The organism is Methyloversatilis discipulorum (assembly GCF_000527135.1).
Classification (GTDB): domain Bacteria; phylum Pseudomonadota; class Gammaproteobacteria; order Burkholderiales; family Rhodocyclaceae; genus Methyloversatilis; species Methyloversatilis discipulorum.
In genome coordinates this window covers 3,119,657-3,141,989 of sequence record NZ_AZUP01000001.1, presented here as the reverse complement: position 1 = coordinate 3,141,989, position 22,333 = coordinate 3,119,657, and the positions used below count along the sequence as shown (strand labels likewise).

At 67.5% G+C, this 22,333-nt stretch carries 28 protein-coding genes; 15 read left to right on the top strand and 13 right to left on the bottom strand.

What is annotated here, in order from left to right; translation table 11 throughout:
• Nucleotides 1–162: 162 nt before the first annotated feature.
• Both METFAM1_RS0114655 and METFAM1_RS0114650 read right to left on the bottom strand, forming a co-directional pair.
• Nucleotides 163–1,995, bottom strand: a complete 1,833-nt coding sequence (locus tag METFAM1_RS0114655; RefSeq protein WP_019916120.1) for a PHA/PHB synthase family protein — start codon at nucleotides 1,993–1,995, stop codon at nucleotides 163–165.
• 19 nt (nucleotides 1,996–2,014) lie between these two features.
• Nucleotides 2,015–3,061 (bottom strand): MBL fold metallo-hydrolase, encoded by a 1,047-nt coding sequence (locus METFAM1_RS0114650; protein ID WP_019916118.1) that lies wholly within the window; start codon nucleotides 3,059–3,061, stop codon nucleotides 2,015–2,017.
• Between the two features lie 175 nt (nucleotides 3,062–3,236).
• Here METFAM1_RS0114650 and METFAM1_RS0114645 point away from each other — a divergent pair, with 175 nt between their 5' ends.
• The 6 genes from METFAM1_RS0114645 to METFAM1_RS0114620 all read left to right on the top strand — a co-directional run bounded on the left by METFAM1_RS0114645 (nucleotide 3,237) and on the right by METFAM1_RS0114620 (nucleotide 6,476).
• Nucleotides 3,237–3,560, top strand: a complete 324-nt coding sequence (locus METFAM1_RS0114645) for a hypothetical protein (RefSeq protein ID WP_019916116.1) — start codon at nucleotides 3,237–3,239, stop codon at nucleotides 3,558–3,560.
• A 90-nt stretch (nucleotides 3,561–3,650) separates the two neighbouring features.
• On the top strand, nucleotides 3,651–4,211 hold the full coding sequence (locus tag METFAM1_RS0114640) for an LOG family protein (RefSeq protein ID WP_019916115.1): 561 nt from the start codon (nucleotides 3,651–3,653) through the stop codon (nucleotides 4,209–4,211).
• The gene (locus METFAM1_RS0114635; protein ID WP_019916113.1) at nucleotides 4,208–4,591 is read left to right on the top strand and encodes a hypothetical protein; all 384 of its coding nucleotides are present in this window, start codon (nucleotides 4,208–4,210) and stop codon (nucleotides 4,589–4,591) included. Before METFAM1_RS0114640 ends, METFAM1_RS0114635 begins: the two co-directional genes overlap by 4 nt.
• Nucleotides 4,591–5,382 (top strand): enoyl-CoA hydratase-related protein, encoded by a 792-nt coding sequence (locus METFAM1_RS0114630; protein ID WP_019916111.1) that lies wholly within the window; start codon nucleotides 4,591–4,593, stop codon nucleotides 5,380–5,382. The genes METFAM1_RS0114635 and METFAM1_RS0114630 overlap by 1 nt, the downstream gene beginning before the upstream one ends.
• Nucleotides 5,382–6,284, top strand: a complete 903-nt coding sequence (locus METFAM1_RS0114625; RefSeq protein ID WP_019916110.1) for a hydroxymethylglutaryl-CoA lyase — start codon at nucleotides 5,382–5,384, stop codon at nucleotides 6,282–6,284. The genes METFAM1_RS0114630 and METFAM1_RS0114625 overlap by 1 nt, the downstream gene beginning before the upstream one ends.
• Nucleotides 6,285–6,476: a DUF1289 domain-containing protein gene (locus tag METFAM1_RS0114620; protein ID WP_024300728.1), complete on the top strand. Its 192-nt coding sequence runs from the start codon at nucleotides 6,285–6,287 to the stop codon at nucleotides 6,474–6,476.
• Between the two features lie 15 nt (nucleotides 6,477–6,491).
• On the opposite strand, the gene METFAM1_RS21070 is transcribed toward METFAM1_RS0114620, so the two are convergent.
• Nucleotides 6,492–6,665 (bottom strand): hypothetical protein, encoded by a 174-nt coding sequence (locus tag METFAM1_RS21070; RefSeq protein ID WP_020166353.1) that lies wholly within the window; start codon nucleotides 6,663–6,665, stop codon nucleotides 6,492–6,494.
• Between the two features lie 208 nt (nucleotides 6,666–6,873).
• Here METFAM1_RS21070 and rapZ point away from each other — a divergent pair, with 208 nt between their 5' ends.
• The 6 genes from rapZ (at nucleotide 6,874) to METFAM1_RS0114585 (ending at nucleotide 11,470) form a co-directional block, all read left to right on the top strand.
• Entirely contained in the window at nucleotides 6,874–7,722 is an 849-nt protein-coding gene (rapZ, locus tag METFAM1_RS0114610) for an RNase adapter RapZ (RefSeq protein WP_024300727.1), read from the top strand.
• On the top strand, nucleotides 7,719–8,093 hold the full coding sequence (locus tag METFAM1_RS0114605; protein ID WP_019916105.1) for a NusG domain II-containing protein: 375 nt from the start codon (nucleotides 7,719–7,721) through the stop codon (nucleotides 8,091–8,093). Before rapZ ends, METFAM1_RS0114605 begins: the two co-directional genes overlap by 4 nt.
• Entirely contained in the window at nucleotides 8,093–8,608 is a 516-nt protein-coding gene (locus METFAM1_RS0114600; protein WP_019916104.1) for a Gx transporter family protein, read from the top strand. The genes METFAM1_RS0114605 and METFAM1_RS0114600 overlap by 1 nt, the downstream gene beginning before the upstream one ends.
• Nucleotides 8,605–9,237: a flavin prenyltransferase UbiX gene (locus METFAM1_RS0114595; RefSeq protein ID WP_019916103.1), complete on the top strand. Its 633-nt coding sequence runs from the start codon at nucleotides 8,605–8,607 to the stop codon at nucleotides 9,235–9,237. Before METFAM1_RS0114600 ends, METFAM1_RS0114595 begins: the two co-directional genes overlap by 4 nt.
• Before the next feature lie 91 nt (nucleotides 9,238–9,328).
• Nucleotides 9,329–9,670: an STAS domain-containing protein gene (locus METFAM1_RS0114590; protein ID WP_024300726.1), complete on the top strand. Its 342-nt coding sequence runs from the start codon at nucleotides 9,329–9,331 to the stop codon at nucleotides 9,668–9,670.
• 30 nt (nucleotides 9,671–9,700) lie between these two features.
• Nucleotides 9,701–11,470: a SpoIIE family protein phosphatase gene (locus METFAM1_RS0114585; protein WP_019916101.1), complete on the top strand. Its 1,770-nt coding sequence runs from the start codon at nucleotides 9,701–9,703 to the stop codon at nucleotides 11,468–11,470.
• A gap of 51 nt (nucleotides 11,471–11,521) precedes the next feature.
• On the opposite strand, the gene METFAM1_RS0114580 is transcribed toward METFAM1_RS0114585, so the two are convergent.
• The gene (locus METFAM1_RS0114580; protein ID WP_019916100.1) at nucleotides 11,522–12,322 is read right to left on the bottom strand and encodes a peptidylprolyl isomerase; all 801 of its coding nucleotides are present in this window, start codon (nucleotides 12,320–12,322) and stop codon (nucleotides 11,522–11,524) included.
• A 163-nt stretch (nucleotides 12,323–12,485) separates the two neighbouring features.
• Between METFAM1_RS0114580 and METFAM1_RS0114575 the strand changes: the two genes are divergently transcribed.
• The 3 genes from METFAM1_RS0114575 (at nucleotide 12,486) to METFAM1_RS0114565 (ending at nucleotide 14,711) form a co-directional block, all read left to right on the top strand.
• A complete protein-coding gene (locus METFAM1_RS0114575) occupies nucleotides 12,486–13,244 on the top strand; it encodes a GNAT family N-acetyltransferase (protein WP_019916099.1) in 759 nt (252 codons plus the stop codon).
• 24 nt (nucleotides 13,245–13,268) lie between these two features.
• Nucleotides 13,269–14,105: a lysophospholipid acyltransferase family protein gene (locus METFAM1_RS0114570; protein WP_024300725.1), complete on the top strand. Its 837-nt coding sequence runs from the start codon at nucleotides 13,269–13,271 to the stop codon at nucleotides 14,103–14,105.
• A gap of 99 nt (nucleotides 14,106–14,204) precedes the next feature.
• Nucleotides 14,205–14,711: a macro domain-containing protein gene (locus METFAM1_RS0114565; RefSeq protein ID WP_024300724.1), complete on the top strand. Its 507-nt coding sequence runs from the start codon at nucleotides 14,205–14,207 to the stop codon at nucleotides 14,709–14,711.
• A 20-nt stretch (nucleotides 14,712–14,731) separates the two neighbouring features.
• Here the strand turns inward: METFAM1_RS0114565 and METFAM1_RS0114560 are convergent, their stop codons facing one another.
• The 9 genes from METFAM1_RS0114560 to METFAM1_RS0114520 all read right to left on the bottom strand — a co-directional run bounded on the left by METFAM1_RS0114560 (nucleotide 14,732) and on the right by METFAM1_RS0114520 (nucleotide 22,292).
• A complete protein-coding gene (locus METFAM1_RS0114560) occupies nucleotides 14,732–15,121 on the bottom strand; it encodes a hypothetical protein (protein WP_019916096.1) in 390 nt (129 codons plus the stop codon).
• 160 nt (nucleotides 15,122–15,281) lie between these two features.
• Nucleotides 15,282–16,232: an IS481 family transposase gene (locus METFAM1_RS0114555; protein ID WP_019915355.1), complete on the bottom strand. Its 951-nt coding sequence runs from the start codon at nucleotides 16,230–16,232 to the stop codon at nucleotides 15,282–15,284.
• 98 nt (nucleotides 16,233–16,330) lie between these two features.
• Nucleotides 16,331–17,158, bottom strand: coding sequence for a DNA ligase (locus tag METFAM1_RS0114550; protein ID WP_019916095.1), 828 nt, complete (start codon nucleotides 17,156–17,158; stop codon nucleotides 16,331–16,333).
• A gap of 80 nt (nucleotides 17,159–17,238) precedes the next feature.
• A complete protein-coding gene (locus tag METFAM1_RS0114545; RefSeq protein WP_019916094.1) occupies nucleotides 17,239–17,448 on the bottom strand; it encodes a hypothetical protein in 210 nt (69 codons plus the stop codon).
• Between the two features lie 4 nt (nucleotides 17,449–17,452).
• Entirely contained in the window at nucleotides 17,453–18,154 is a 702-nt protein-coding gene (locus tag METFAM1_RS0114540; RefSeq protein WP_019916093.1) for an ABC transporter ATP-binding protein, read from the bottom strand.
• Complete coding sequence (locus METFAM1_RS0114535) at nucleotides 18,147–18,923, bottom strand: ABC transporter ATP-binding protein (RefSeq protein ID WP_019916092.1); 777 nt, start codon at nucleotides 18,921–18,923, stop codon at nucleotides 18,147–18,149. Before METFAM1_RS0114535 ends, METFAM1_RS0114540 begins: the two co-directional genes overlap by 8 nt.
• A complete protein-coding gene (locus METFAM1_RS0114530) occupies nucleotides 18,920–20,020 on the bottom strand; it encodes an ABC transporter permease subunit (RefSeq protein ID WP_019916091.1) in 1,101 nt (366 codons plus the stop codon). The genes METFAM1_RS0114535 and METFAM1_RS0114530 overlap by 4 nt, the downstream gene beginning before the upstream one ends.
• Entirely contained in the window at nucleotides 20,017–20,940 is a 924-nt protein-coding gene (locus tag METFAM1_RS0114525; protein ID WP_019916089.1) for a branched-chain amino acid ABC transporter permease, read from the bottom strand. The genes METFAM1_RS0114530 and METFAM1_RS0114525 overlap by 4 nt, the downstream gene beginning before the upstream one ends.
• Before the next feature lie 149 nt (nucleotides 20,941–21,089).
• A complete protein-coding gene (locus tag METFAM1_RS0114520) occupies nucleotides 21,090–22,292 on the bottom strand; it encodes a branched-chain amino acid ABC transporter substrate-binding protein (protein ID WP_019916088.1) in 1,203 nt (400 codons plus the stop codon).
• Between the last annotated feature and the right edge of the window lie 41 nt (nucleotides 22,293–22,333).

Here is a 22,333-nt window from a genome sequence, read left to right as displayed (position 1 = left end):
TCTTCTGACCGCGACGCGGCTGTCGGAATCCGCCGGCTTCGATCCAGGTCGCTGTCGGCGTCAGAAAACCCCTCGCACAAACCCGCCTCCGGCGACCGCCCGGGCCCGTGACCTGCACGCGCAGCGTCGGCTTCAGGCCCGGTCAGGCGCGCGGCAACGCGATCACTTCTTCATCGTGTCCAGGCGCAGCTTGGCAAAACGGCCCGGCGCGTCTTCGAGCGGCTTCAGCTTGCCCTTCGCCGGGTCCCGTGCCGGCACGGTGTCCGCGTCCTGCGCGGTCACCCATTCCTGCCAGTCGGTCCACCACGAACCCGGGTGCTGGGTGCAACCGTTGAACCACTCGTCGGCGTCTCCCGCCAGCTTCACGCCGGGGTTGGTCCAGTAGCCGTACTTGTTGGCGGCCGGCGGATTGACGATGCCGGCGATGTGGCCGGAACCGCCGAGCACGAAGCGCACGGGGCCCGACACCAGCTGGGCGCCGAGATAGGTGCTCTTCCACGGCGCGATGTGGTCCTCGATGGCCGACACGAAGTACACCGGCACCTTGATCTTGCGGATGTCGATCGGCTCGCCCAGCACGGTGATGCCGCCCGGCTCGCGCAGCTTGTTCTGGATGTACATCTGGCGCAGGTAGAAGCTGTGCATGCAGGCCGGCATGCGGGTCGAGTCCGAGTTCCAGTACAGCAGGTCGAACGGGAAGGGTTCGCGACCCATCAGGTAGTTGTTGACGACGAAGGACCAGATCAGGTCGTTCGAACGCAGCATGTTGAAGGTGCCGGCCATTTCGGTGCCTTCGAGGTAGCCGCGCTCGAACATCTTCTTTTCCAGGCCCTCGACCGCCTTCTCGTCGATGAACACGCCCAGTTCGCCCGGCTCGGAAAAGTCGATCAGCGTGGTGAAGAAGGTCGCGCTGGCGATGCGCTTCTGCTTCTTGCCGGCCAGATAGGCCAGCGTGGTCGCCAGCAGCGTGCCACCCAGGCAGTAGCCGGCGGCGTTCACCTCGGTCTCGCCGGTGTGCTTCTCGATCATGTCGAGCGCAGCCAGCGGGCCCTGATGCACGTAGTCTTCGAAGGTGAGCTGGGCCAGCTTCTCGTCCGGGTTCACCCAGGAAATGACGAACACGGTGTGGCCCTGGTCGGTGGCCCACTTGATGTAGCTGTTCGATTCGCGCAGATCGAGGATGTAGTACTTGTTGATCCACGGCGGCACGATGAGCAGCGGACGCTTGAATTGCGTGTCGGTGGTCGGGTTGAACTGCAGCAGCTGCATCAGTGCGTTTTCGGCCACCACCTTGCCCGGCGTTGTGGCGACGTTGCGGCCCAGTTCGAAGGCCGAGGTGTCGGTCATGCGCACGCGCAGCTGGCCGTCGCCGTCCTCGATGTCGCGCAGCAGGTTGTTGAAGCCGCGCAGCAGGTTCTGGCCGTGGCTGCGCACGGTTTCGCGCAGCACTTCCGGATTGGTCAGCGCGAAGTTGCTCGGGCTGAAGGCGTTGATGGTCTGGCGGGTGAAGAAATTGACCTTCTGCAGCGTGTGGTCGTCCATGCCCTCGACGTTGCTGACCACGTCGTGGATGTGACGGGCGGCGATCAGGTAGCTCTGCTTGAAGAAGTCGAACAGGAAGTGGCTTTCCCATTCCTCGCCACGGAAGCGGTTGTCGCCCTTGACCGGAGTGACCACCGGCGCGGCGTCGACACCCATGAACTTCAGCATCGACTGCTGCCACAGCGTGTAGTAATCCCACACCAGGCCCATCTGCGCCTGCGCCAGCTTGTACGGGTTGGACAGCAGACGCGAGGTCATGTCCATGAAGGCCTGGGCGATGCCCAGTTCGTCGGCCGGCGGCGTCACGCCACGCTTCAGTTGCCGCTGCACGTGTTCGCCGAGCAGCTTGCTCGCGCGCTCGGCCACTTCGGCGTAGGTCTTCGCGACTTCGGCCGGGTCCGGCAGGGTGGCGGGTTCTGCGGGCTTGGCGTCTTTGGCGGCTGGCTTGTTCATGGTCTCCCCCTGGGCTGGTTCAAGGCTGGGTAAATCGGATCACGCCGTCCTGCCCGGGCAGGCGGCGCAGTTGTCCGGCTTGCCACAGATGGTTCAGGTGAGCGATCACCTCTCCCATGGCAAACCGGGTCTGGAAACTGTCGAGTTCGCGCTTGAAAAGGCGCGGCAGCAATTCGAAGGCGTGTCTCGGCTCTTCGCACAGCGCGGCGATCTGCGCCAGGCGCTTGTCGTGATGCAGGCGCAGCGCCTCGACCCGGGCAACCACGCCGCGATACGGGTCGCCGTGAGCCGGCAGCACGACGGTGGCCGCCGCGAGCGAGCGGAAACGTTCGATCGAATCGAGGTACTGACCGACGGCGTCGGTCTCGGGTTCGAAAGGCAAGGTCGGCGTGTTCGGCGAAATGGTGGGCAGCAGCATGTCGCCGGCGATCAGCACCGGGTCGTGCGCGCGATAGAAGGACAGGTGCTCGGGCGAATGCCCGTGGCCAACCAGTGCCTCCCAGGCGTCGTCGCCGATGGTGATCACCTCGCCCGGCAGGATGCGGCGCATCGCCACCGGCACCGAACCTACGGTGCGCCGATAGCGCCGGCCTTCGAGCTGCATCGCTTCGGTCTGCGCAGGCGGCAGACCATGCTGACGGAAGAAATCGGCCATCAGATCGATGCCGGATGCCGGCGTGTCACCGAACCAGGCCTGCGCGGTCAGGTACTCGCCGAGCGACATCCAGATGCGGGCGCCGGTCTGTCCGGCGAGCCAGTCACCGAGACCAAAATGGTCCGGATGGCAATGCGTGATCAGGATGCGCCGCACCGGGCGACCGGCCAGATCGCCGGACAGCGCCTGCAGCCAGTTTGCGCGCGTGGCGTCGTCAGGGAAGCCGGCGTCGACCAGGGTCCAGCACGGGCCGTGCTCGTCCTGGTCCTCGATCGCCCAGACATTTACATGACCGGGCGCGAAGGCGACCGGCATGCGTAGCCAGTGCACGCCGCGCACCACCGGCGCGAGCCGGCCGGGTTGCGGCGCGGTTGCGGGATGCGGTTCGAGAACGGGATCGTGGGCGGACACGGCGGTCGGTCTGGGCCAGGATGCTGAAGTCCTTGAATGGTAACCCGAAACGCGGGTCATTGTGCAGTGCAATATCAAGGGCGACGTCAGCCTGTTGCTACACTCGCGCGTCGGCGGCGGAACGCCCGGTGCGTTACCGCATCACAGACCCATGAGCCGATAACGGAGGAGACCCATGCGCGCTGCGATCACCCTGCTGGCCTTGCTGATGACCCTGCCTGTGCGGGCAGAGGATGAGGATCCGACCAAGTTCGTCACCTTCAGCCAGGATTTCGCCGCCAGCTGCGTGTCGCGCAATTCGGTGCAGTTGCTGGTCGGCAACAGCCACCCGAGTCGCACCGTGATGGTGTGGCTGGACCGCTACCACATGGGCGTGGGCACCGGCGACCGCTCCAAGACCGAAATGAAGCCGGGTGCCGAACCGGTGCCGCTGGGCTGTTCGCGCACGCTGGACGGCCCGCAGGAATGGCGCGTCGTGAAGGCGAAGTTCATGGACTGAGTCATCGAGCGAAGCGGCAATCCACCCTGCCCGTACGCGCGCCGCGCGTGCATACTTCGCTCTCCCGATTTCCGACTTCCGGTTGCACACATGCGTGTCTGTGTCTTCTGCGGTTCACGCAGCGGTGATTCCCCGATCTACGCAGAAACGGCGCACATCCTCGGCACGCTGCTCGCCGTGCGTGGCCTTGGCCTGGTCTATGGCGGCGGCAACATCGGCCTGATGGGTCTGATCGCCGACGCCGCACTCGACGCCGGCGGCGAGGTGATCGGCGTCATTCCGCAGCATCTGCTCGAACGCGAGGTGGCGCACGCCAACCTGACGCAATTGCACGTCGTCGACAGCATGCATACACGCAAGGCGTTGATGGCCGATCTGTCCGATCTGTTCATTGCCGCACCCGGCGGCTTTGGCACTCTGGACGAACTGTGCGAAATTCTCACCTGGGCGCAGCTCGGGCTGCACCACAAACCCTGTGGACTGCTCAACGTGGCCGGCTATTTCGATCCGCTGCTCGCCATGTTCGACCAGGCGACCCGCGAGGGCTTTCTCAGCGCGCCGCACCGGCAGCTGATCATTTCAGACGAAGATCCGATCCGCCTGCTCGACCGGCTGGCGGCCGGCGTGACGACCGGGAGTGAAGCCGCATGAAGTCTGACTGGAACCGCCCGCTGCTGACCTGCATCGCCGCGCTGCTGCCGTGCACCGTCCATGCTGCAGAGCCGACCGCCTGGTTGCGGCCGGTCGACCTGATCGAGGCGGTACCGTTGCTCAACGAAGGCGGGCGTGCAGGTTACGGTCGCTTCCTGCAGGTCACGCTGCGCCCGCGCGCGTTTGCGCTGAACATGAATGGCGACTGGGCGTGGAACGCCGGCGATGACGCGGCCAGCGAAGCGATCGCCGCCTGCGAGGCACAGGGTCTGCCTTGCCAGCTGTACGCGGTCGACGACGAGGTGGTCATGCCGGGCTTCGAACTGGGTGCGCCGCTGCGCGCACTCGGCGGCCATCTGGTGCAGGGTGCGGCGCCTTGATGCGGGACCCGAATGCGCTGGTGCTGACCGAAATCGTCGACGGCATCGGCATCGTTACGCTTAACCGGCCGGACCACCACAACCTGCTCGATGCGTCGCTTGCCGAATCGCTGATCGCGGCTATCGACGACATGGTCGCGCATGCCGACGTGCGCCTGCTGGTGCTGTCGGCGCTGGGCGACAGCTTCAGCATCGGCGCCGACCCGATGGAACTCGAACGCAGCGGTCTGATGGCGGTCGAGCCTGCGCTGGCGGCGCGGCTGATGCGCACGCTCAGCGAGTGCATACGCCCGGTGGTGGCCCGCGTGCAGGGCCCGGCAATCGGACTCGGGGCCGGTCTGATCGCCGCCTGTGACGTCGCCATCGCCAGTTTCGACGCGCACTTCGCCTTCGACGAGGTGCGCACCGGCCAGGTGCCGGCGGTGATCGCGCCCTATGTGATGGCGGCCATCGGCCCGGCACGGGCACGCCGCTACTTCCTGACCGGCGAGCGCTTTTCCGCGTCCGAGGCCTACCGTATCGGCCTGCTGTCGGAAATCGTCGCCTCGGCCGAACACCTGGACGACGCGGTCGGCGAGGTGGTCGACGCGCTGCTGCTCGGCGGCCCGCGTGCGCAGCAGCAGATCAAGCTGCTGGTGCGCGCACTCGGCCGGCCGCGCGCCGACGAAAAGACGCTCGATCACGCCGTCGAGATGGAAAACCGTATCGATACCGGCGCCGAGGCGCAGGAGGGGCTGGACGCGCTGTTCGCACGCCGCCGTCCCGGCTGGGTGCCGGCCGGACCCGCGTGATGGGCTTGTTGCCCGCGCGCGTGCGCATCGTCGAGGTCGGACCGCGCGACGGTCTGCAGAACGAGCGCGTCGCACTGTCCATCAACGACCGGCTGACACTGATCGCGAAACTGACCGACGCCGGCCTGGTCGATATCGAAGCCGGCGCCTTCGTGTCGCCCAAGCGCGTGCCGAACATGGCAGGCAGCGGCGAACTGATGAAGCGTCTGCCGCGCAGCAATGGCGTGAGCTACCCCTGCCTGGTACCGAACGACACAGGGCTGGACGCCGCGCTCGAAGCCGGCTGCCGCGACATCGCCGTCTTCGCCGCGGTGTCGGAAACGTTTTCGCAGCGCAATACCGCCTGCAGCATCGCCGAATCGATGGCGCGCCTGCGTGCGGTAGCCCGGCGCGCGCTGGACAGCGATGTGCGGGTGCGCGGCTACCTGTCCTGCGTGATCGGCTGTCCGTACGAAGGGCCGGTCGCCGCCGGCATCGTTGCCGACATGGCGCTGCAGCTGATCGACATGGGCTGTCACGAGGTCAGTCTGGGCGACACCACCGGCATCGGCACACCGGAGCAGATCCGGCGACTGATCGACGCGGTGTCGGCGCGGGTGCCGGTGCATCTGCTCGCGGGTCACTTTCACGACACCTGGGGCATGGGCGTGGCAAATGTTTACGCCGCGCTGCAATCCGGCGTGGCGGTATTCGACGCCTCGGTCGGCGGACTGGGCGGTTGCCCGTTCGCGCCAGGTGCGAGCGGCAATGTGGCGACCGAGGACGTGGTGTATATGCTGGAGGGTGCCGGTGTCGATACCGGCGTGGATCTCGGGAAGCTGGTCGGCGCTGCGCGCTGGGTCAGCGCCCGGCTGGACAGACAGGTGGCGTCGCGCGTTGCGCGCGCCTACAGGACGGAATAGATGGTTGCTTCACCTTGCACCGGCGTGTGCACACTCGACCGACAACTCGGCATCTGTGTCGGCTGCCTGCGCACGCGCGACGAAATCGCCTGCTGGGGCTCGACCACTGATGAAGTGCGGCTGCAGATACTCGAGCGCATCCTCGAACGCGAAGCGCAGGGCCACCGGCGCGTGGCGCCGGCAGCAGAGTGAGCGACAAACCGACCCTCAGTTTTCGCGTCGCCGCCGCGGCTCGCTGGTGCTGCCGTCGGGCGCCGGCGCATCGCGCGAACCCGGAGCCCCCTGGGCCGGCTGGGAGCGCGACTGGAGTGCGGCTCGCTCGGCTTCGCGCTCGGCACGGCGACGGTTGGCCTGGCTGCGCTGGAGTCTGAGATATCGCATGATGAACACCTCCGGTCGGATTGCCCTGCTACACGCCACATCCTGAATCGGATGCAGTCGGGCAGCACATGAGGCAGCATTCGGATGCTGCGTGCCGTCGGACCGCACTCATTCAGCGTAGTTTCCACAGACCCAGTGTCAACTATGTTGTTTGCATGAACACGCTTTTTCGCAGGTAAGCCACGTGAATGAAACGCGACGCGGCGCAATGCGCCTGGTACTGATCAGCGGCATGTCCGGCTCGGGCAAGAGCGTTGCGCTCAACGTGCTGGAGGACGCCGGATTTTTTTGTGTCGACAATTTGCCGGCTCCCCTGCTGCCGCAACTGGTCGGCCATCTGCGTGACGCCGGCTACAGCCGCGTCGCGGTGGCGGTCGACGTGCGCTCGGGCAAGAGCATGAGCGCTCTGCCGCCGATGATGGGCGTGCTGCGCAACGGCACCGAACTGCAGACGCTGTTTCTCGACGCGCGCGACGACGCACTGATCGCGCGCTTTTCCGAAACGCGGCGGCGCCACCCGCTGGGCGACGACCAGACCTCGCTGGCCGAAGCGATCCGCCGCGAACGCGATCTGCTCGAACCCATCGTCGCGCTCGGTCACCGCATCGACACCAGTGACCTGCCGTCGGCGGTGCTGCGCAAATGGGTGCGCGAGCTGGTACAGATCGACGAGGGCTCCGGCCTGACGCTGATGTTCGAGTCCTTCGGCTTCAAGCATGGCATCCCGCTCGACGCCGATCTGGTGTTCGACGTGCGCTGTCTGCCCAATCCCCACTACGACCCGGTTCTGCGTCCGCAGACCGGCTGTGATCAGCCGGTGATCGACTATCTGGAGCGCAGTCCGGACGTGCTGCGCATGCGCGACGACATTGCGCGTTTCGTGCACGACTGGCTGCCCTGCTACATCAAGGACAGCCGCAGCTATCTGACGGTGGCCATCGGCTGCACCGGCGGCCAGCACCGTTCGGTCTACATGACGCAGTGGCTGGCCGAACACTTCCGCAAGGAAGCCCGCGTGCTGTTGCGTCACCGTTCGCTGGCTTCGAGCGGCAAATGACGCGGCTGCGGCCCGGTGACTGGCTGATGATCGCAGCCGGCCTGGCCGCAACTGTCGCCACCACGGCGGCGCAGTGGGGCCGGGCCGCGCCGACGCTGGCTCAGGTGCGCCTTGATGGCCGCATCGTCGCCGAAATACCACTGAACGGCACGCATCGCGTCGCCATCGCCGGCGCGCTGGCCGCGCAGGGCGAAACCGTGATCGAAGTCGAACCGGGTCGCGCGCGGGTCGCCGCCGACCCAGGCCCGCGTCAGTACTGCGTACACCAGGGCTGGCTCACCCGCGCCGGTGCGGTCGCCGTCTGCGCACCCAGCCACATTTCGCTGCAACTGGCCGGACCGGACAGCGCGCAGGACACGGTGGCGTTCTGATGAACGCCGCGGTCGACGTCGAGCCGAGTGCACGCGACCGCCGCCTGGCGCGCTATGCCGCCGCAGCGATCGCCGCGTCGCTGATCGAGGCGGCGATTCCGAGCCCGCTGCCCGGCGTCAAGCCGGGGCTGGCCAACATCGTCATCCTCATCGTGCTGGCCCGCCACGGCTGGCGCGACGCCGCCTGGGTCAGCGTGCTGCGGGTGATCGCCGGCAGCCTGCTGGCCGGGCAGTTCCTCGCGCCCGGCTTCTTTCTCGCCGCCACCGGCGCCGTGACCAGCCTGGCGGTGCTCGGCGCACTGCAGACACTGCCCTGGCGCTGGCTGGGGCCAGTCGGCCGCTCGGTCGCAGCGGCCTTCGCCCACATCGGCGGCCAGCTCGTGCTGGCGCGGCTGTGGCTGGTGCCGCACGACGGCCTGTTCAATCTGGCGCCGGTGTTCTTCGCCGCCGCGCTGGTGTTCGGCATCGTCAATGGCGTGGTCGCCGACCGGCTGTTGCGGGACAATGCGGCATGACCTCGACGCCCCGATCACCCACCATACTCGTCGCGCTGACCGGCGCCTCCGGCATGCTTTACGGCCTGCGCCTGACCGAAATGCTGCTGGCCGCAGGTTGCCGCGTCTGGCTGGTGTACTCGCAGGTGGCGCAGATCGTTGCCCGACAGGAAATGGATGTCGTGCTGCCGCCCAATCCTCAGCAGGCGGCGCGTGAGCTGTCGGCGCGCTTCAACGCCGCACCGGGCCAGCTCGAAGTGTTCGGCCGTGAGGACTGGAACTGCCCGCCGGCCTCCGGCTCGAATCCGCCCGATGCGATGGTGGTCTGCCCCTGTTCGATGGGCACGCTGGCGTCGATCGCGCACGGTCTGGCGTCCAACCTGATCGAACGTGCCGCCGACGTGGTCATGAAGGAGCGCCGCACCCTCATCCTGGTGCCGCGCGAAACGCCTTTCTCGACGCTGCACCTGGAAAACATGCTGAGCCTGTCGCGCAACGGCGTGGTCATCCTGCCGCCCTCGCCCGGCTTCTATCAGCAGCCGCGCGAGATCGGCGACCTGGTCGATTTCGTGGTCGCCCGCATCCTTGACCAGCTGCGCGTTCCACACACGCTGCTGCCGCGCTGGGGCGAATCGCGCGATGCCGACTGACGCTGTCACACGCCTGACATGCAGATGAAACAAGCTGAAGGGCTTTCCGGTCGTGCCGCCGCAGGCGACCGGACACCTCGGGAGCACGCACATGAAGATGGACAGCCAGCCGCTGGACGGCGGCATCACCCTGATCCGGCTCGACGGTCGCCTCGACATCGAAGGCGCGGAAACGCTGGACCAGCCGCTCACTTACGCCACCAGCACGCACCCGGCCAAGATTGCGGTCGATCTGTCGGAAGTGAGCTTTCTCGCCTCGATCGGCATCCGCACGCTGCTGTCAGCAGCGCGCGGCCAGGCCTCGCGCGGCGGCAAACTGGTCATGTTCGGTGCGCAGCCGATGATACGGCGCGTGCTGCAGACGGCCGGCGTCGACCAGCTGCTGACGCTGTGCGACGACCTCGACGCCGCGCGCAAGGCGCTGGCCGACTGAACGCCGGGGCAGATCTCCGCGGAGTGCGCGGTGCATAGCGCACACGCACGCCGCAGCCTGCGCCTGATCAACGACAGCGGCGCCATTTCCGCTGCGAGCGCCTGGTTGCGCACGCTCGGAGACAGCTTCGATCTGGGCAGCGAGCTGGTGTTCCGGCTCGACCTGTGCGCCTCGGAACTGGTCGCCAACATCGTCAGCTACGCCTTCGACGACGAGGCGCCGCACACCATCGCGCTCGACCTGATCCTGGAGCCGCAGTCGGTCAAGCTGGTGGTGGCCGACGACGGCCGCGAATTCGATCCACTGGAACTGCCGGAGCCAGTGACCCCGGCCACGCTGGAAGAAGCCAGCGTCGGCGGACTGGGCGTGCACCTGGTGCGCCAGTTCGCCGATCAGGTCAGTTACGAGCGCGCCAGCGGCCGCAACCAGCTCACGCTGGCGTGGACCCGACCGGGCCGCAGCAGCCCGAGCGGCAGCCGCACCCCGGTGCGCCGCGGCGTCGAGCGCCGGCGTCGCCAGGCCGCCGTGTTCCCGCTGATCCGCGCCGACGGCCGTCGTGTCAGCCACGACGCACGCGTCAGTGGCGAGCGCCGTGCCCTCGGTTTCATCTCCCGGCTGGATCTTTTCCGCGACGTGCCTTACGCGCTGATCGAAGGCCTGCTCGCCCACTGCGCCCAGCGCGACTACCCGGACGAGTACGTGGTGCTGGCGCCGGGCATGCAGAACGATCACGTCGCGCTGGTGCTGGCCGGACGGCTGCGCGTGCACCTCGACGATCCGGCGGGCGAGAGCCCGGGTGGCTACACGGTGATCGGCAACGGCGAGTGTGCGGGCGAACTTTCGATCATCGACGGCGAACCGGCGTCGGCATGGGTGGTGGCCGAACCCGGCACACGGCTGCTGCTCATCGACGCCCACACCTTCTTTTCCGAACTGCTGCCGCTGCCTCAGGTCGCCCGCAACCTGCTGCGCCTGATGGCGGCGCGCATGCGCCAGGCCAATCACCAGGTGGTCGAACAGGTGCGCCGCTCGCTGGTACTGGAGCGCCTGCAGTCGGAACTGCGCACCGCGCAGGAAATCCAGTCGGGCATGTTGCCGCTGCGCTCGCCGATGTTCGCCGAACACCCGGAAATCGAGTGCGAAGCGAGCATCCAGCAGGCGCGCGAGATCGGCGGCGACTTCTTCGACGCCTTCTTCATCGACGAGAACCGCCTGTTCGTCGCCATCGGCGACGTTTGCGGCAAGGGCATGCCGGCCGCGCTGCTGATGATGCGCACACTGACCACGCTGCGCGCCGAGGCGGCACGCAAGCAGGGGCAGAAGGGGCATCTGGAAAGGGTGCTGGAACGCACCAACCGCAAGCTGGCGCTGAACAACGAACGCCTGCTGTTCGCCAGCCTGTTCATCGGCCTGCTGGACACCCGCGACGGCAGCTTCCGCTACGCCAACGCCGGTCATCTGCGGCCGGTGCTGCTGCGTCGCGGCGACGCGCCGGTACTGCTCAAGGTGCCGCGCAACCCGATCGCCGGCATCGACCCGACCATCGATTACGCACTCGGCGAAACGCGGCTCGGCACGGGCGACCAGCTGCTGCTCTACACCGACGGCGTGACCGAGGCGCTGAACGCACGCGGCGAACTGTTCGGCGAAACGCGGCTGCTGGCGACCTTGACCGGGCTGCGTGCGGGTGCTGCCGGCGCCATCGAAGCGGTGCGTGACGCGATGCGCCTGTTCTGCGACGGTCAGGCGCCGTCGGACGACGTGACGCTGCTGGCGCTGCGCTACATCGGCCACGCGTAGGCACGCCTGCATCCTCCGTGCCCTTTCGGGACGCGGAGGATGCCCGGGCACTTACTGCACCTTGGCCTTCGACATCAGCGATTCGATGTGGCTCTGCACAGCCTGCTGCTGCATCGATTCGATCACGCGGTCCTTCACCTCCTCGAACTTCGGCGCTTCGGCGCGACGGATGTCGTCGAGCTGGATCACGTGGAAGCCGTAGGCGGTCTTGACCGGCTCGGTGGTGAACTGGCCCTTCTCCAGCTTCTGCAGCGCGGCGTCGAATTCCGGCACGAAAGAGCCCGGGCGTGACCAGCCCAGCTCACCACCGCGCTCCTTGCTGCCGGGGTCGTTCGATACCGACACCAGATCTGCGAACGGCGTGCCGGCCTGCAGCTTGGCGATGATGTCGCGTGCGGCCTCTTCCGAATCGACCAGGATGTGACGCGACTGGTATTCGTTCGGGCCGCCTTTCGCGACCACGCGCTCGTACTCGGCGCGGGCCGCCGCCTCGGTCACCGGGTTCTTCTCGACCCAGCGCTCCAGATAGGCGTTGGCCAGCAGCTCGCCGCTGGAATAGGCGATGCGCTGCTGCACCTCGGGCACCTTGTCGGTACCGGCCTTGCGTGCCGCCTGCAGCAGCACCTCGCGGCGCACCAGGTGCTCGCGCACGCGGGTGCGCAGTTCTTCGTTGTCCGGCGCGCCCTGGGCGACCTGCTCGCGCACCAGCAGATCGGCCAGCGCGGCGGGCACGGCCACGCCATTGACCTTGGCCAGCGCGGCACCGGCTGCCGGCGCCTTGGTTTCGGCCAGCGCAGAGGTGGCAACACTCATCATCAGGGCGGCAGCGAGCGCGCCGATACGGTGGTTCATCAGTACATCCTCGTGGGTTGTGTGGGGCTCGATCGAGCGGAATGCTTATACCGCCCTTTTGGCCGGCGTGGCGAGGGCCGCTGTAACCGTGCTGTCGCCGCGACGTCATATGTGCTGAACACGCGCTGCATATCTTGAAGCAGGACCCTTGATGGAGACGGGAATGCTTCAGATCGATTCGGCACGCGAACGGCGTGCCCAGCGCAACCTCAGCGTCACGCTGGCGGCCTGCGAATCCGAGGTGCTGGCGGCGCAACAGCTGCGCTGGCGGGTGTTCGCCGACGAGCTCGGCGCACGGCTCGACAGCCCGGTGCATGGCGCCGACATCGACCGCTTCGACGCCCACTGCGAGCACCTGATCGTGCGCGACGAAGACAACGGCCGCATCGTCGGCTGCTACCGCATCCTGCCGCCCGAGGCCGCACGGCGCACCGGCGGCTACTACTCGGAAACCGAATTCGACCTCGGCCGGCTTGACCATCTGCGGCCGCAGATGGTGGAGATCGGCCGTTCCTGCATCGACGCCGACTACCGCAACAACGCGGCGGTGATCGCGCTGCTGTGGTCCGGTCTCGCGCGCTACATGCTGGACAGCGGCCACCAGTACCTGATCGGCTGCGCCAGCATCGGGCTGGCCGACGGCGGCCACAACGCAGCGGCGATCTGGGCCGGGCTGAGCGCGCACATGGCGCCGGCCGAATACCGCGTGTTCCCCAAGGTCCGCCTGCCGCTGGAACGGCTGACGCCGAACGCCGCCAGCGTCGTGCCGCCGCTGGTCAAAGGCTATATCCGCGCCGGCGCCGAAGTGTGCGGCGAACCCGCCTGGGACCCGGACTTCAACACCGCCGACCTGCCGCTGCTGCTCACCATGGCCAAGCTGGACGCGCGCTACGCGCGCCACTTCGTGCAGCGCGCCGCCTGATCCGCGAACCGGGGAGGACGTAAGATGTCTGTCATCAGTCTGTTTGCCGACCTCGATCTTCCCTTGTCGCATCCTCATCCGCACCACCCCGTGGCGGCACGCGCTGCCGCGGCCACGCACCACACATCCGGTCTGCGCGCACAGGCGCGCATGAGCTGGCGCATCGCCCGGCTGGCCCTGCATCTGGCCGCAGGCTGCTCGCGCGTCGCCCTGCTCTATCCGCTGGTCGGCGAGCGCACGCAACGCAAGATGCGCGCACGCTGGTCGCGCCAGCTGCTCGGCGTGCTCGGCGTCGAACTGCAGGCGCAGGGACCACTGCCGCGGCCCGGCCAGCTGCTGGTGAGCAACCACATCTCGTGGGTGGACGTGTTCGTGATCAACGCGATATCGCCGCTGTCCTTCGTCTGCAAGGACGAGGTGCGCAGCTGGCCCTTGCTCGGCTGGCTGGTGGCGCGCAACCACACGGTGTTCATCCGCCGCGCCAGCCGCAGTTCGGCGGCCGAGGTGCGTGACCGGCTGGTCGGTTCGCTCAGCTGCGGACGCAGCGTGATGGTGTTCCCGGAGGGCACGACCACCGACGGCCGCAGCGTGCTGCCCTTCCGCGCCGCGCTGTTCCAGGCAGCGATCGACGCCGGCCGTGCGGTCAAACCGGTGCGCCTGCGCTATGTCGATCATCGCGGCGAGCACTCGGACGCGGCCGCCTACATCGACGACGTGAGCTTCTGGCAGTCGGTCTGCATGCTGGCGCGCGCGCCGCGCACCGTCGCCCGCGTCGAACTGCTGCCGGCCCTGCCCTCGCACGGCCTGACGCGGCAGGATCTGGCGCAGGTGACGCACGCCCAGGTGAGCGCGACCGCCTGAACAGTTGATTCGGATCAACGGCCGCGCAGCACGGCGGCGTACCGTGGAATCGGAGGCTGCGGCACGGTGCCGCAGACCGGACGGTACGAGGAGAACCGCATGATCCGAGAAGTCACCGGCGACATTCTATTTACGCAGGCCCAGGTCATCGCGCACGGTATCGCCGTGCGCGAACGCTTCGACCACGGTCTGGCGCTGGCGCTGCGCGAGCGCTGGCCGTCGATGGCGCGCGACTACCGGCACGCACAGCACGGCCGCCACATGACGCCGGGCGAGGTGTGGTCGTGGGCCGGCGTCGATAACGACGGCAGCACGCGCAACATCGTGAACATGCTCACCCAGGACATGGTGGGCGAAGGGCCGGCCGCGAAACCGGGCAAGGCGACGGTCGAACACGTGCATCACGCGCTGAAGGCACTGGCCCGTCACCTGCAGGCGATCGGCGCCACCAGCGTGGCCCTGCCGCGGCTGGCCACCGGCGTCGGCGGTCTGGACTGGGCCGAGGTGAAGCCGCTGATCGAACAGCATCTGGCGCCGCTGGGCATTCCGGTCGTCGTCTACGAAACCTATCGCAAGGACGTGGTGGCGGACGAGAAGCTGCACTGATGCCGTCGGCGCGGCGGGTTTCAGCGTCCGTCGCGCAGGCTGTCGATCAGCGCCATATTGTGTTCGAGCAGGCGATTGCATTCGTCGTCGTGCTGTGCGAACGCGTCGTCCAGCCCCTGCGCCTGCGCCGGGTCGGCGCGGCGTTCGGCCAGCGCCTTGCGCTCGCGCGCCAGCACGGCCGCGACCTGCGGCCGTTCGCCCAGGCGCATGGCCAGCGACAGATAGTTCTTCGCCGCGTACTGGACACGCACGGTGCGGCTGGCTTGCGGATGGGCGGCGGCGATGTCGCCGTAGATGGCCGAGCAGGCGGCCAGCCGGTCGGCCAGCGTCGACCGGTCGAGCACCTGCGCCGGTGCGCTGGCAGCGACCAGCGCCACAGTGATGCCGACTGCTGCGTGTTTGATGATCATGTAAGCGCCTCCATGTCCGGCCCCGCAGCGTAGACAGCACGCGGTCGCCGCTGCAGCGGCGATGACGCGATGAGGACGAGCGCCCCGCACGATCGGGGATGGGTCCCCGCCTCCGCGGACGCCGACACCCGTGTCGGCGGGTAGACTTCCCTCTTTGTGCCTAGGTGTGAAGAGTCAAGAGGTTGTTCTGCGAATTTGAGAGACGGGACATAGGGACGTTGCAAGCGATGCCGTGATGAGGTCGGTGCCAGTTGTAGAAGTGGTTCCAGAGAGGCAAAGCGGCTTTGCGCAGGTCGGAGTTGGGATAGGAATGGCCGTAGGCCCACTCGCGCAGAGCTGACTGGATGAAGCGCTCGGCCTTGCCATTGGTCTGTGGCCGATAGGCTCGTGTGAACTTGTGTTTGATCCCCAGCTCGTTGCAGGCCTGAGCGAAGGCGAACGAGTGGAAGGCGGGTCCGTTGTCGGTGAGCACGCGCTGTACGGTGACACCGAGCGTTGCGTAATAGGCGACGGCATTTCGCAGGAAGCTCACGGCGCTGTCTTTGCGCTCATCGGGGTGCATGTCGGTGAAAGCAATGCGCGAATGGTCGTCAATGGCCACAAACAAGTGTTCCCAGCCTACGCCGCGGGTGCGCTTGCGATAATCGGCCGTGATTCGATGACCCACAGCGGTGAAGCGGCCCAACTTCTTGATGTCGATGTGGAGCAGTTCGCCGGGCGTCTGGCGCTCGTAGCGCTGTATGGACTCAGTCGGGGCCAGATCGCTGAACCTTGAGAGGCCGGCTCGTCGGAGCACCCGGCTGACCGTTGCTTTGGATACGCCGGTGTAGGAGGCGATCCGGGATTGAAGAAAGAGTTTGCGGCGCAGCTCGATGATGGTCAGCGCGACTTCTGGGGCAATGCTTCGGGGAGAACGGGCGGGACGGGACGACTTGTCTGCAAGTCCAGCCGGACCTTCGGCCAGGTAGCGCCCCAGCCATTTGCGGGCAGTGACACTGCTGACGCCGCTACGCTTCGCCGCATCAGAGGCCGACAGACCTCGCTCAAGCATGTCCAACACCATTTCTAGGCGACGAAGGTAGGTCAATCGGGCATTCTTGTGGGTGTTCATCCGGAATCCTGTTCGAGAGAGCTTGGGGGTTTGGCGATTTCCAGTCTCTCAGAACTTCTCCGGGTGAACACCCGAAACAACCTATTGAAGCTTCACACCTAGGGCAGCAGCCGCTCGCGCAGGAAAACCGGAAAGCGCGGCTGCCCGCGCGGTGTCAGCTCGCGATAGCGGTAGGTGACGACGGCACCGATGGCTGGCGGCGCCGCGCGCTGGGCGTCGGTAAAGCCGCTGCCGATGCGGAAATGCCGACCCGCTGCATCGACCACCTCGAGCGCACCCAGCCGGCCGCGATGACGGCCCTTGCCCGGCAGGTGGGCGAGCACGGTCGCTTCGGCATCGAGAAAGGGCGTGAGCTTGAGCAGTGCGTCGCTGCGACCGGACGTCCAGTGCGCGTCGACCCGGTGCAGCATCAGGCCCTCGCCACCACCGGCGACGACCGCGTCGAACAGTGCCTGCAGCGCGGCGCGGTCGGCGAGTCGCTGCTGCGGCACTGCGCGTATCCAGTCGACACCGATCACCTCGACCAGCTGCTGCATGCGCGTCAGCCGCTGCGAAAAATCGCCGTCGGCATCCGGCAGGTCGAACAGCATGTAGCGCACCGCGCGCCAGTCGGCGTCGGTCGAGCGCTCACGGCGAACGATGCCTGACAGTTCATCGAAGCGGCCGCGCCCCAGCCACAGCTCGCCATCGAGCGGGTATCCGGGCAGCGGCGCGACGAACCACGCCGGCGCGGCGATGGCGGCACCATTGCGCAGGCGCAGCGCCTGCCCGTCCCAGTGCGCGCGCACGCCATCGAGCTTTTCGCTGACCCAGTAGGGCGTGGGGTCGATGTCCGCGGGCGCGCGCTGCGCCAGCATCGGCGGCAGCGGGTCGGCGAACGTGGAGGACGACAGCAGAACGCAGAGCAGGAGCAGCAAGGCGCGCACGGCGGAACTCCGATGACGGAGCCGCGATTATCACGCGCAATGACGATGGCAAGAATCGAGACGCCGGGCCGACGCGACCTTCAGCGTGCTTCGCCGGCTTTTTCGCGCTCGCGTCGGTAACGTTCGTACTCGAGGTTCGCGGTTTCGAGACAGCGGCTGCGCTCGGTCGCATCGACGATGCGGTCGCATTCCTGCTGCCGCCAGCTGGCAGCGCTGTCATAGAGCTGCCGGCTGCTGCACCCGACCAGTCCGCAGGTCAGCGCGATGATGACAATAAGATGGCGGATCACGGCTTCACTCCCCCAGATAGGCGGCGCGCACCGCCGGGTTGTCCAGCAGTTCGGCCGCCGGTGCGGTCAGCGTTATTTCGCCGCCATCCATCACGCAACCGCGATCGCACAGCGACAGCGCGAGCCGCGCGTTCTGTTCGACCAGCAGCAGCGTGACGCCTTCGCGCGCGACTTCGCGGATCACGTCGAACACGGTATCGACCATGATGGGCGACAGGCCCATCGACGGCTCGTCCAGCAGCAGGATGCGCGGCCGGCTCATCAGCGCGCGGCCGATCGCCACCATCTGCTGTTCGCCGCCGGACAGCGTGCCGGCGGTTTGGCCGGCGCGCTCCTTCAAGCGCGGCAGCAGGCCGAACACGCGCTCGATGTCGGCTTCGATCGCCGCCTTGTCGTCGCGCACGTAGGCGCCCATTTCGAGGTTTTCCAGCACCGACAGCCGGGCGAACACGCCGCGACCTTCCGGTACCAGCGCCAGACCCTTGCGCACCAGCAGGTGCGGCGGCGCCTGCTCGATCGCCTCGCCACCCAGCTTGACGCTGCCGCGCGCCGGCAGCATGCGGGCGATGGCTTTCAGCGTGCTGGTCTTGCCGGCGCCGTTGGCACCGATCAGCGCCACCTTCTCGCCGGTGGCGACATCGAGGTCGACGCCGCGCACGGCGCAGATGCCGCCGTAATGCACTTCCAGTCCGCGCACCTCAAGCATCGACCGCCTCCGTGCCGAGATAGGCGGCAATCACGCGCGGGTCGCGCCGCACCACGTCCGGCACGTCCTCGGCGATCTTCTCGCCGTAGTCGAGCACCGCGACGCGGTCGCACAGACCCATCACCAGTTTCACGTCGTGCTCGATCAACAGCACGGTCAGGCCATCGCCGCGCAGCTTTTCGATCAGCGCACGCAGACCGGCGGTTTCGGTCGCGTTCATGCCGGCGGCAGGTTCGTCCAGCGCCAGCAGCTTCGGTTCGGTGGCCAGCGCGCGGGCGATTTCCAGCCGGCGCTGATCGCCGTAGCTCAGGTGGGTAGCCTGCTGGTTGGCCAGCCGGTCGATGCCGACATAGCGCAGCAGCGCATGCGCGCGCGCCTCGGTGTCGGCCTCCTCGCGCCGTGCCGCCGGCGTGCGCAGGATGGCGCCGAGCACGCCGGTACGCAGCCTGATGTGGCGGCCGACCATCACGTTCTCCAGCGCGCTCATCGCGCCGAACAGCCGGATGTTCTGGAAGGTGCGGGCGATGCCGACGCCGGCGATGCGGTGCGGCACGCCCAGCGGCAGCGGCTGGCCGTTGAAGCGCACCTCGCCCTGGTCGGCGCTGTACAGACCGGTCAGCACGTTGAAGAAGCTGGTCTTGCCGGCGCCGTTCGGGCCGATCAGGCCGTACACCTCGCCGGCGCGGATAGCCAGCGACACGTCGCGCAGCGCCTGCACGCCGCCGAAACGCTTGCTGACGCCGCTCGCTTCGAGCAGGGGCGTACTCATGCCGCCTCCCCGTGCGCCGCCAGTTCGCGCTTGCGCAGCGCCGACGGCCACAGCCCGGCCGGCCGCCAGCGCATCACCACCACCAGCGCGATGCCGAACAGCAGCAGACGCAGCGACTCGGGGTCGATCAGCACCTTGCCGAACAGCGTCTGCTGCAGCGGCACCGCGCCCCAGCGCAGCGCCTCGGGCAGCAGCGCCAGCAGCACCGCACCGAGGATGACGCCGGCGATATTGCCCATGCCGCCGAGCACCACCATGCACAGCACCATGATGGATTCGAGCAGGCCGAAGGATTCCGGGCTGACGAAGCCCTGGAAGCCAGCGAACAGTCCGCCGGCCACGCCGCCGAAGGTGGCACCGAGGCCGAAGGCCAGCAGTTTCACGTTGCGCGTATTGATGCCGCAGGCGCGCGCCGCCACCTCGTCCTCGCGGATGGCGACCCAGGCACGACCGAGCCGCGAATCCTGCAGCCGTACGCAGACGAAGATGACGAGCAGGGTCAGCGCGAGGAAGAAGTAGTACTGCAGGTACACGCCGGGCAGCGTGACGCCGAACAGTTCCAGCGGCCGGTTCAGCGCGTGGCCGCCGATCTGCGCCGCAGCGATGTTGTTGATGCCTTGCGGCCCGTTGGTGATGTTGGCCGGCGCGTTCAGGTTGTTCAGGAAGATGCGGATGATTTCGCCGAAGCCCAGCGTCACGATGGCCAGGTAGTCACCGCGCAGCTTCAGCGTCGGTGCGCCGAGCATGACGCCGAACAGCCCCGCCACCAGCGCGCCGAGCGGCAGCACGGCCCACACCGGCCAGCCGGGCGCGGCGGCGAAAAGCTGCGGAAAGGCGATCGCCAGATGCGGGCTGGACAGCAGCGCATACAGATAGGCGCCGACCGCGTAGAAGGCGATGTAGCCGAGGTCGAGCAGGCCGGCGAAGCCGACCACGATGTTCAGCCCGAGCGCCAGCATGATGTAGAGCAGCGCGAAATCGATGATGCGCACCCAGGAATTGCCGAAGCCGGCACCGACGACGAAGGGCAGCACCGCCAGTGCCACGCCGATCAGCACGACGCCCAGCCTGGCCTTCAGTTTGGGATCGACGCTCATGCCCGCTCCGCCACCTTTTCGCCCATCAGGCCGGACGGCCGGAACACCAGTACCAGGATGAGCACGAAGAAGGCGAACACGTCCTTGTAGTGGCTGCCGAGGAAACCGCCGGTCAGATCGCCGATGTAGCCGGCGGCCAGGCTTTCGATGATGCCCAGCAGCAGCCCGCCCAGCATGGCACCGCCGAGGTTGCCGATGCCGCCCAGCACCGCCGCGGTGAACGCCTTCAGCCCGAGCATGAAGCCCATCGCGTAGTGCGCGATCGAGTAGTTGGCCGCCACCATGACGCCGGCCACCGCCGCCAGTGCCGAGCCGAGCACGAAAGTGAAGGAAATGACGCGGTCGACATCGACGCCCATCAGCCGTGCCACCGCCGGGTTCTCGGCGGTGGCACGCATCGCGCGGCCGAGCCGGGTGCGGGTGATCAACCAGACCAGCGCCGCCATCAGCGTCGCTGCCGTGGCGATGATGATGATCTGCAGATCGGTGATGGCGGCACCCAGGAACTGGTGCGGTGCTGCCGGCAGCAGCGGCGGGAAGGTGTGGTAGTTGCGGCCCCAGCCGATCATGGCCAGCTGCTGCAGCACGATGGACACGCCGATGGCGGTGATCAGCGGCGCCAGCCGCGGCGCGTTGCGCAGCGGCCGGTAGGCGACGCGCTCTATCGTGAAGCCGACCGCCATGCACACCGGAATCGCGATCAGCAGACCGCCGAGCACGACGGCGGGGCCGGGCAGGCCGCTCGGCACCAGCAGGCCGATGGCGGTGAGCGCGGTCAGCGCGCCGATCATCACCACTTCGCCGTGGGCGAAATTGATCAGACCGAGGATGCCGTAGACCATCGTGTAGCCGAGCGCGACCAGCGCGTAGATGCTGCCGAGCACCAGACCGTTGATGATCTGCTGGATGAAAATGTCCACGTGGTGTCGAGGGAAGCCGGGAGAAGGTGGAGGCGCCGATCAGGCGCCGGCGGTGCGCGCCGCCCGGCCCGGGGCCGGCACGGACGCGCAAGACTGCATTGTGCCGCTCAGTTGGCCGCTCAGCTCAGCGGGCTGATCGGTTGTGCCGCTCAGTTGTTCGGCTTGCCGCCCATGGTTTCGAGCGCCGACCAGGCGCCGCCCTTGGCCTGATAGAGCGTGACCGCGCCGTCCTTGATGTCGCCCTTCTCGTCGAACTGGATCTGCGCGCTCAGGCCCGGGTAGTTCAGCGCCGCCAGCGCAGGCAGGAATTTCGCCGTTTCGGTCGAGCCGACCTGCTTCATCGCCTCGGCCACCACGCGTACCGCGTCGTAGGCGTAGGGCGCGTAGAGCTGGATGTCGGTGTTGTACTTCGCCTTGTAGCGGTCGCGGAAGGCGGTGCCGCCGGCCATCTGGTCCAGCGGCACGCCGGGCAGCGAGCAGTAGTGGCCTTCGGCGCCCTCGCCTGCCAGCTTGTGGAATTCAACCGTGCAGGCGCCGTCGCCGAACAGCATCGGCGCGCTGATGCCCAGCGTCTTCAGCTGACGCGCCATCGGACCGGCCTGGGTGTCCATGCCGCCATAGAACACGAGGTCGGGCTTGGTCGACTTCACCTTGGTCAGGATGGCGGCGAAGTCCGTTTCCTTGTCGGTCGTGTATTCGCGGGTGACCACCTCGGCACCGGCCGCCTTGGCCGCCTTCTCGAATTCGTCGGCGAGGCCCTGACCGTAGGCAGTGCGGTCGTCGATGATGGCGATCTTCTTCGCGCCCAGCTTGCTCATGGCGAAGCTGCCGAGCACGCTGCCTTGCTGCACGTCGTCGGCGAACACGCGGAACGCCGTCTTGTAGCCCTGCCGCGTGTAGGTCGGATTGGTGGCGGACGGCGACACCTGGACGATGCCCGCGTCGTGATAGATGCGCGACGCCGGAATCGTCGTGCCGCTGTTCAGGTGACCGATCACCGCATGTACGTGCGCATCGGCCAGCTTCTGCGCCACCGTGGTGCCCTGACGCGGATCGGCCTGGTCGTCCTCGCCCAGCAGTTCGAACTTGGCCACCTTGCCGCCGATCAGGATCTTCTCGGCATTCAGGTCGTCGATGGCCAGCCGCGCGCCATTCTCGTTGTCCTTGCCGAGGTGGGCCTGCGGGCCGGTCAGCGGCGCCACATGACCGAGGCGGATGGTGATCGTCGCCTCGCCGGCATCGGCGGTCACGGCCGGCACGGCGGCCTCTTCCTTCGGACCGCAGGCGGCGAGCAGGCAGGCCGACAGGGCCACGAGTGCGGACAGCGGGCGCGACGGGGTGATCAGGGTCATGTGGAATCTCCGCGAGGGACTGAAAAGGTTGTCAGCCCCGG

Coding starts and splice junctions, on each gene's coding strand:
- rapZ (WP_024300727.1), top strand. CDS start 6,874: ATGCGCCTGGTACTGATCAGCGGCATGTCCGGCTCGGGCAAGAGCGTT.
- METFAM1_RS0114560 (WP_019916096.1), bottom strand. CDS start 15,121: ATGATCATCAAACACGCAGCAGTCGGCATCACTGTGGCGCTGGTCGCT.
- METFAM1_RS0114530 (WP_019916091.1), bottom strand. CDS start 20,020: ATGAGCGTCGATCCCAAACTGAAGGCCAGGCTGGGCGTCGTGCTGATC.
- METFAM1_RS0114555 (WP_019915355.1), bottom strand. CDS start 16,232: ATGAACACCCACAAGAATGCCCGATTGACCTACCTTCGTCGCCTAGAA.
- METFAM1_RS0114645 (WP_019916116.1), top strand. CDS start 3,237: ATGCGCGCTGCGATCACCCTGCTGGCCTTGCTGATGACCCTGCCTGTG.
- METFAM1_RS0114570 (WP_024300725.1), top strand. CDS start 13,269: ATGTCTGTCATCAGTCTGTTTGCCGACCTCGATCTTCCCTTGTCGCAT.
- METFAM1_RS21070 (WP_020166353.1), bottom strand. CDS start 6,665: ATGCGATATCTCAGACTCCAGCGCAGCCAGGCCAACCGTCGCCGTGCC.
- METFAM1_RS0114640 (WP_019916115.1), top strand. CDS start 3,651: ATGCGTGTCTGTGTCTTCTGCGGTTCACGCAGCGGTGATTCCCCGATC.
- METFAM1_RS0114620 (WP_024300728.1), top strand. CDS start 6,285: ATGGTTGCTTCACCTTGCACCGGCGTGTGCACACTCGACCGACAACTC.
- METFAM1_RS0114600 (WP_019916104.1), top strand. CDS start 8,093: ATGAACGCCGCGGTCGACGTCGAGCCGAGTGCACGCGACCGCCGCCTG.
- METFAM1_RS0114630 (WP_019916111.1), top strand. CDS start 4,591: ATGCGGGACCCGAATGCGCTGGTGCTGACCGAAATCGTCGACGGCATC.
- METFAM1_RS0114590 (WP_024300726.1), top strand. CDS start 9,329: ATGAAGATGGACAGCCAGCCGCTGGACGGCGGCATCACCCTGATCCGG.
- METFAM1_RS0114565 (WP_024300724.1), top strand. CDS start 14,205: ATGATCCGAGAAGTCACCGGCGACATTCTATTTACGCAGGCCCAGGTC.
- METFAM1_RS0114535 (WP_019916092.1), bottom strand. CDS start 18,923: ATGAGTACGCCCCTGCTCGAAGCGAGCGGCGTCAGCAAGCGTTTCGGC.
- METFAM1_RS0114575 (WP_019916099.1), top strand. CDS start 12,486: ATGCTTCAGATCGATTCGGCACGCGAACGGCGTGCCCAGCGCAACCTC.
- METFAM1_RS0114520 (WP_019916088.1), bottom strand. CDS start 22,292: ATGACCCTGATCACCCCGTCGCGCCCGCTGTCCGCACTCGTGGCCCTG.
- METFAM1_RS0114595 (WP_019916103.1), top strand. CDS start 8,605: ATGACCTCGACGCCCCGATCACCCACCATACTCGTCGCGCTGACCGGC.
- METFAM1_RS0114605 (WP_019916105.1), top strand. CDS start 7,719: ATGACGCGGCTGCGGCCCGGTGACTGGCTGATGATCGCAGCCGGCCTG.
- METFAM1_RS0114635 (WP_019916113.1), top strand. CDS start 4,208: ATGAAGTCTGACTGGAACCGCCCGCTGCTGACCTGCATCGCCGCGCTG.
- METFAM1_RS0114580 (WP_019916100.1), bottom strand. CDS start 12,322: ATGAACCACCGTATCGGCGCGCTCGCTGCCGCCCTGATGATGAGTGTT.
- METFAM1_RS0114625 (WP_019916110.1), top strand. CDS start 5,382: ATGGGCTTGTTGCCCGCGCGCGTGCGCATCGTCGAGGTCGGACCGCGC.
- METFAM1_RS0114655 (WP_019916120.1), bottom strand. CDS start 1,995: ATGAACAAGCCAGCCGCCAAAGACGCCAAGCCCGCAGAACCCGCCACC.
- METFAM1_RS0114540 (WP_019916093.1), bottom strand. CDS start 18,154: ATGCTTGAGGTGCGCGGACTGGAAGTGCATTACGGCGGCATCTGCGCC.